The sequence below is a fragment of the Streptomyces sp. NPDC057137 genome, assembly GCF_042670825.1.
In the GTDB taxonomy this organism is placed as follows: Bacteria; Actinomycetota; Actinomycetes; order Streptomycetales; family Streptomycetaceae; genus Streptomyces.
Window position 1 is genome coordinate 59,464 of the sequence record NZ_JBHUUW010000032.1, and the last position, 6,549, is coordinate 66,012.

Here is a 6,549-nt window from a genome sequence, read left to right on the forward strand (position 1 = left end):
CCCACGCCCACGCCCTGCTCGCGGGCCAACTGGACGGCAGGGGCGATCTCCTCATCCGACACCCGAAATAATCATTCCCGTCGGATGATCCGGGGACGTCAGAATGGCGCGATGGACCATCACTTCGTCGGCATCCCGGAGCTGACCGGCGTTCCCCGTGTCGCAGTCGTCATCGACGTCATGCGCGCCTTCACCGTGGCTGCCTGGGCCTTCTCGCGTGGCGTCGAGAGGATCGTCCTGGCCTCGACGGAGAGCGAGGCACTCGCCTTGAAGGAGAGCCACCCGGGTTGGCTGGCTCTGAAGGACGGAGCTCCAGCACCGGGCTTCGACGCGGTGAACTCACCCGGCTTGCTCAGGTCACGCGACTTCGCCGGTCGCACGCTGGTGCAGAAGACGACGGCAGGAACCGTGGGCGCGCTGGCCGTCGCGAACGCGCCGCTGGTCTTGTGCGCGAGCTTCGTGGTGGCAGGCCCGACCGCGCGGTTCCTGCGGACCAAGGATTCCGGTCCGGTGACCTTCGTCGTCACCGGCGAGGGAGGCCAGGCCGACGAGGATCTGGCCTGCGCCGAATACATTGCTCGATGTACGACCGGAGGCGATGTCGAGGCGGCCCCGTATCTCCACCGCGCGAGGACTTCTCGTGCCGCGGCAGACCTCGCCGGTGGGCTGCGGAGCGGATACCACCCGGACGATGTCGATCTCTGCCTGGAAATCGACAGGTTCCCCTTCGCGATGATGGCTCGCCAGGAAGAGTCCCTAACGGTGCTCCGTCCCGTTACGGTGCCCGAGATCCCGTCCAGCCTCCGCTGACCCGCTGACCCACTGATGCCCGCGCCGGTCGCCCATCCTCGTCGGCCCCGGCCAGGCCGCGCAGTTCAGGTTCGAACCCATCGCGAACTGACGGTGCGAATGTCGTCGCGGGGCGGGTGCATAGGATCGCCGGCATGGCACTGCGACCTGTTCAGGTGAACATCAAGGCTCTTGACGACTTGGCGGTCGGCCGGTTCTGGGCGGAGGCGCTCGGCTGGAGCGCGTACAAACCCGGCGTGACCACCTACGTCGGACCCGTCGGCGGCCTCGTCTGGCCGGACCCGGTCGCCGTCGGCATCGACGTCGTTCCCGTCCCGAAACCCAAGACGACAGTAAAGAACCGCGCACACCTCGATCTCGCCACCACCTCTGCGGCCCATCAGGCGGAACTCGTCGCGCGCCTCCAGGCTCTCGGTGCGACACCCGCCCACGTGGGCCAGGGCGACGTGCCGTGGACGGTCCTCGCCGATCCGGAGGGCAACGAGTTCTGCGTGCTGGAACCTCGGGAGGTCTACATGGACACCGGGCCGATCGCCGCGCTGGTCGTCGACTGCGAGGATCCGCATGCCATGGCCCGGTTCTGGGACGAGGCGATGGACTGGACCCTGCACGAGGCGACCGACGATCATGCGGTGTTCCGCTCCGCCAAGGGCGTCGGCCCGTACCTCGAATTCCTCCGCACGCCCGGCGTGAAGACCGTGCCGGACCGCATCCACCTCGACCTGCTGCCGTACCCCGGTGACCACAAAGAGGCGGAGGTGGCCCGGCTGCGGGCCCTCGGTGCCACCGATTTCGACCTCGGCCAGGGCGACGTCCCGTGGACGTGCCTGACCGACCCGGAAGGCCACGAGTTCTGCGTCCTCGCCCCGTCGTCCTGACGTGGAGCCTTAGCGAGCGAGGTGAGTTCCGGCCGTAACAGAAGTCCGTCTCGCCGGACGACGGCCACGACGGCCACGACGGCCACGACGGCCACGACGGCCACGACAAAGTGTCGTGGCCGTCGTCGCCCGCCTGGCGGGATCACCTCGCCGCAAGGATCAGGCGGCAGGCAGCACGGAGAGCGACACCACACGTGCGTCGTTACGGCCCCGGCCCCGGATCCGCAGGGCGACATAGCGGGCCGTGCCCTTCGCGGCCAGCGTCGCGCCACGGCCCCTGGTGCGGAAGGTCCCGGCCGGTTCGTACGTCAGACCGTCCGTGCTGAACTCGGCCTCCGCCGACGGCGCACGGCCTCCGGTCCAGTCGATCCGCAGCTCACCGATCGCCGTCGGCGCCCCGAGATCGATGACCATGCGGCCGCCGGTCCCCGGACTCCAGAATGTGTGCGGATCACCGTCGACCACCGCCGCCGGGTCGGACATCCCGGCCGGGAGCGGCGCCGTCGGGAAGGTGACTCGACCGAGCGCCACGTCGGTGAGGGGGTACGCGGTCGTGCCACGCACCTCCACCTGCTCGGTACGCCCGCGGCGCACGCTGACGTGCGTCGCACGCCCGCCCGGTGGCGTGACCAGCAGACGGCAGGAGGGCCCGGTGAACCGGAGCGTGGCCGCGTCCACGACCTCGACGCGCAGCCCGGCCGGAACGCGCCCGCCCCCACTCGGGCGCAGGACGAAGCGAGCGGGCGTCACCTCCGCCCGGGCGGCGGGGAGATCGGCCCGGTATTCGGTGCCGTCGGCCGTGACCGTCTGCGTACCCGCGTACAACCGCACCGAGCGGGTGTCCTGCGGCACGGTCACCGTGGTGGTCACCGCGGCGGCCGACAGGTTGAACAGGCTGAGGTGCCCTCCCGCGGTGCTCGCGCGTACGTCGGGATGCCCCGAAACGGGTGCCTCGCGTCCCGCCGCCACCTTCACCTCGGACGGGTCACCGTTGACGTAACCCTCCACGACCACGGCCTCGGCCGGCCCGTCGGAGAGGATGAGCGTGTCACCGTAAACAGCGAGCGCGTTCTTCGCACCGCGTACGACGAGGCCCGCGCGCCCGTCGACCGAGACCCAGCCGCCGGTGCTGGTGAGGTCGGCGTCCGGGTAGCGCGCCAGGTCCGTCCAGGTCTTTCCGTCGGCCGAGCCCTGGAGACGGTACGCGCGGCCGGCGGCGGACTCCCAGCGCAGGGTGACACGGTCGAACTCCCGCTCCTGTCCGAAGTCGACGGCGATCCAGCTGTCGGCCCGTGGGCGGTCGGCGACGGAGACGGCCCAGCGCGTCGCGAGGTCGCCGTCGACGACCAGGGCCGCGCCCTTGCCCGCGTCGGAGGACGAAGCGGTCACGGTCGCGCCCCGGGCGAGGTCCGCTCCATCGGCGCCGTCGCGGACCTCGATCGCGTAGAGGGAGTAGCCGTACCTCGGGTCCGGGCTGATGCCCTGCATCCGCAAGTGTCGGTAAGAAGCCTTGGTGATGGTGGTGTCGTCCGTACGCCCGCCGGGCGTCGGAGGCGCGGTGCCGCTGTCCTTGGCGGCGACGGTGGTCGCTCCCTCGGCGGCGGTGTAGGTACGGCCGCCGTCAAGACCGGCGATGCCCGGCATGGTGAAGTTGCGCACTTCGAGGTGGCCTTCGCCGGCGGAGATACCGCTCGTCGCGTAGACGACGTCCCCGGAGGGAAGAGTGGTGAACCCCGCGAAGCCCGTGGGCAGCGTGAGAAGCGTGGCGCTGCCGTCGAACCCGTCACGGACTTCGCTGTACGTGGTGACGGAACGGGCGGCAGGCTTGGCGGAGGTCGCGGGAAGGAACATGGGTGTGGCCCCGCTGACGGCGAACAGCCAGTCGTCGTGGGCGGGCTGCCAGGCGAACTTGACGAAGCCGGGCTTGCTGACAGCCGCGGCCCAGGCCGCCGGCGACTGATGCGCGACGAGGCCCGGTTCACTGCCGAAGTCCCGTACACCGCTGGCCCGTTCGAACAGCTCCCGCTCCGTGAGGGGGCGTACGGCCTTGCCCTGTGCGGCCCGCCACTCGTGCAACAGGTAGCTGATGGCGATCTCGGCGCGGGCCTCCGGCTCGTACTTGGGTTCCCCGGAGAACTTGGTCAGTCGGTTGACCGGCGGATACGCCTGGTAGGCGTCCAGGCGCTCGGCGAGCGCGGCCTCGGCGCGGGCGGCGGCCCGGTCCCCGAGCACTTGGGCGAGGAACGCGATGGGGATGACGTCACGTCCGTAGAGGTGCTCACGGTCGTTGACCATCGGCATGAGCGGCTCGCCCGAGTCGCTCATGACCAGGAGGAGTGTCTCCCAGAGGAGTCCGGCATTCGGCTGGGACGTCAGGACCTCGGGCATCGGCCGGCCGGCGGTGACGAAGTGCGCGGCGTTGCGTCCGGACGTTCGCCACAGTTCGGACTGGTAGTGCGGGCCGAACGAGCCGTGGTTCTCGACGATGAAGGTGTCGTAGAGGTTCTGCGCGGTGTTGTCGCTGACGGCAACGCCGTCGACCAGGGCCGGATTCACGCGGTCCGCGGCCGGCAGTCCGGCTTCGTTACGGCTCCACCGACCGAAGGCGTCCTTCCACTGCCCGTACTTCGCGTTCTTGGGCGCCCAGGCAAGACCGGGGGCCAGCGACTGCGCGTAGACGCCCATCTCCTCCAGCTTCGTGTCGCCCACGAATCCACCGGTGAGACCGTGCGGTGTCCAGCCTCCCGACGCGGGGTCGTCACCCGTGCCGAGACCGGTGGTGAACTCGGCCTGCGCTTGCACGATCGTGTCGACGTTGTCGCGCGTGGCGCTGTCCAGCCGGTCCCAGAGAAGGCGCGCCGCGAGGACGAAGTAGAGCTGGAAAGTGGTGTCGAAGAAGAGGGTGCGGCCCCATTCGGTACCACCGGTGAGGCGGTTCGAGGCGGCGAAGTGCTTGATGGTGTCGACGGTGCGCTGGAGCAGTGTCTTCTCGTCGACGCCGGCCCGCTCGGCGTCGTACGTACCGCGGGTGAGCAGCAGCGCGTTGCCGAGGACGACGGCGAAGCCGAAGTCCTTGGCGGTGTAGTACCCCTTGGCCGCGTCCCACTGGGTCTCGGACCAGCGGGTATGGGTGAGCAGTACCCGGTAGTAGACGTCGGCGATGTCGTCGGGAGCAGCGGGGCGGCCGGCGACCGGTCGGCCGTCGGCCGCGGCCGACGACACGCCGAGGGACGAAGCCGTCGCCAACGCTACGGTCAGGCCCGTCAGTTGGGCGAATCGGCGCCTGCTCAGCTCGGCCGGGTGGTTGTTCACGCGGATACGCCTCCTGGAACGGAATCGAAGACAACGTTGTCAACGTCGCGCTCATTCTTCGTATCCGAAGTCGAAACCGTCAAGACCCTGAACGCGCACATCGCTCTCGTGCACGCCGCTGGCTGCGCACCCAGCGGCGGGCACGAGAGCCGCAGCAGCCGCTGCCGGAGCGTCGTGTTGTGCGTGCTGAGCTGTTACGAGGAGGCCGGGAGCCGCCTGCGGAAGCTCATGGCCCCGGCGACCCCGAGCCGTACGAAGCCGCGCTCACCGCCACGCCGTCGCCGCTCCGCGGAGTCTGCTCGCCCTGTCAGCACGTACCAAGCAGACGGACGGCCACACGATCGATCCACATCGACGCGTTCAACCGGCTCATGTGCAGGAACCACGTGGATACGCCCTGCCGAGCACAAGCTCAACCGGACGGCTTGACCGAGGACCACACGCCGAACCACTGCTCGGCGCCGTACTCCTCGAACCGCTTCACCTCGGTGAACCCCAGCTTCGCCGCGAGGCGCATCGCGCGGTCGTTGGCGGTCTGGGTGGAGAGCACCACCGACTCGCCGGGAAGCGCGTCGGCGAACCAGCCGAGTGCCGCCGCGCACGCCTCGGCGGCGTACCCGCGCCCCCATGCCTCCGGCAGGAACAAGTAGCCGAGTTCGACCTCCCCGGCACCCGGACGTCCGTGCCCCGGACGCTCCGCGTCGCGCCGCTCAAGCGTGACCATCCCGATCATCGCGCCGTCGAGCTCGACCACGAAGGCACCAGGGCGCCGCCCGGGCACCTCAGGCACCGCGCGCTCCAGCTCGTCACGCGGTCGGGAACCACCGGTGTAGGTACCCACCTCCGGCGATGCGAACAACTCGACGAACGCCGCGCGGTCCCGGGCCTCGGACCCACGGAGCACGAGCCGTTCGGTCCCGATCGGGGCGGGTGGCCAGGCGACGGGCCCGAGTTCAGTCATGGCCGGCAATCTATCGCGCGCCCATCGGGAGCCTCGGACGGCCGACGACGACGGGAGCGTGGTGGCCGTATCGGTGCACGAGTTGTCCGCATCCGGCGCGGGCCTGAGTTCCGAGGGCGGGTATCCCAACGTGGCGGCGGCTGCGACGCGTTGGGACGTGGTGAGGATCATCGGGTGCCGGGGCGCCGCGGTGCCCGGCGACGTCGCTATCCGGGCGATGGCGGTCGCTGCCGACCTGGCGCGACCAGGGCTGGAGCTAGCGGGATCCCCTGCGGATGAGCATCTCCTGCCCGTTGGAGATGTCCTTCAACGGCATGTCGTCAACGCGCCCAGGGCGTCCGGTCGATGAGCACGACCCGGCCTGAAGGGCCGGCGCCGGACTGCGGGGCTGCGGGACTGCGCGCCCGGGTCGCCGTGCCCGCCAGACGGGCGTGGTTCGGTAGCCGCGCGTACGGGCCGTCAAGACCCGCCGTCCCACGGGCCGTGGGGGGGGGGAGGCCCCCACCCCGAGGGGGACCACAACCCGCGGCCCCGCCCCCCCGCACCCCGCGACAAACAAAAACAAACAAACCACCCAGACACACCCCC

General features: G+C 70.3%; 4 protein-coding genes. 2 read left to right on the plus strand and 2 right to left on the minus strand.

Annotated features, from left to right (window positions below):
• Nucleotides 1–111 precede the first annotated feature (111 nt).
• Nucleotides 112–810: a 2-phosphosulfolactate phosphatase gene (locus ACFT9I_RS23975; protein WP_382567284.1), complete on the plus strand. Its 699-nt coding sequence runs from the start codon at nucleotides 112–114 to the stop codon at nucleotides 808–810.
• Between the two features lie 134 nt (nucleotides 811–944).
• Nucleotides 945–1,688 (plus strand): VOC family protein, encoded by a 744-nt coding sequence (locus tag ACFT9I_RS23980; protein ID WP_382567285.1) that lies wholly within the window; start codon nucleotides 945–947, stop codon nucleotides 1,686–1,688.
• Between the two features lie 159 nt (nucleotides 1,689–1,847).
• On the opposite strand, the gene ACFT9I_RS23985 is transcribed toward ACFT9I_RS23980, so the two are convergent.
• Both ACFT9I_RS23985 and ACFT9I_RS23990 read right to left on the minus strand, forming a co-directional pair.
• Nucleotides 1,848–5,000: a discoidin domain-containing protein gene (locus ACFT9I_RS23985; protein ID WP_382567287.1), complete on the minus strand. Its 3,153-nt coding sequence runs from the start codon at nucleotides 4,998–5,000 to the stop codon at nucleotides 1,848–1,850.
• Between the two features lie 412 nt (nucleotides 5,001–5,412).
• Nucleotides 5,413–5,961: a GNAT family N-acetyltransferase gene (locus ACFT9I_RS23990; RefSeq protein WP_382567288.1), complete on the minus strand. Its 549-nt coding sequence runs from the start codon at nucleotides 5,959–5,961 to the stop codon at nucleotides 5,413–5,415.
• Between the last annotated feature and the right edge of the window lie 588 nt (nucleotides 5,962–6,549).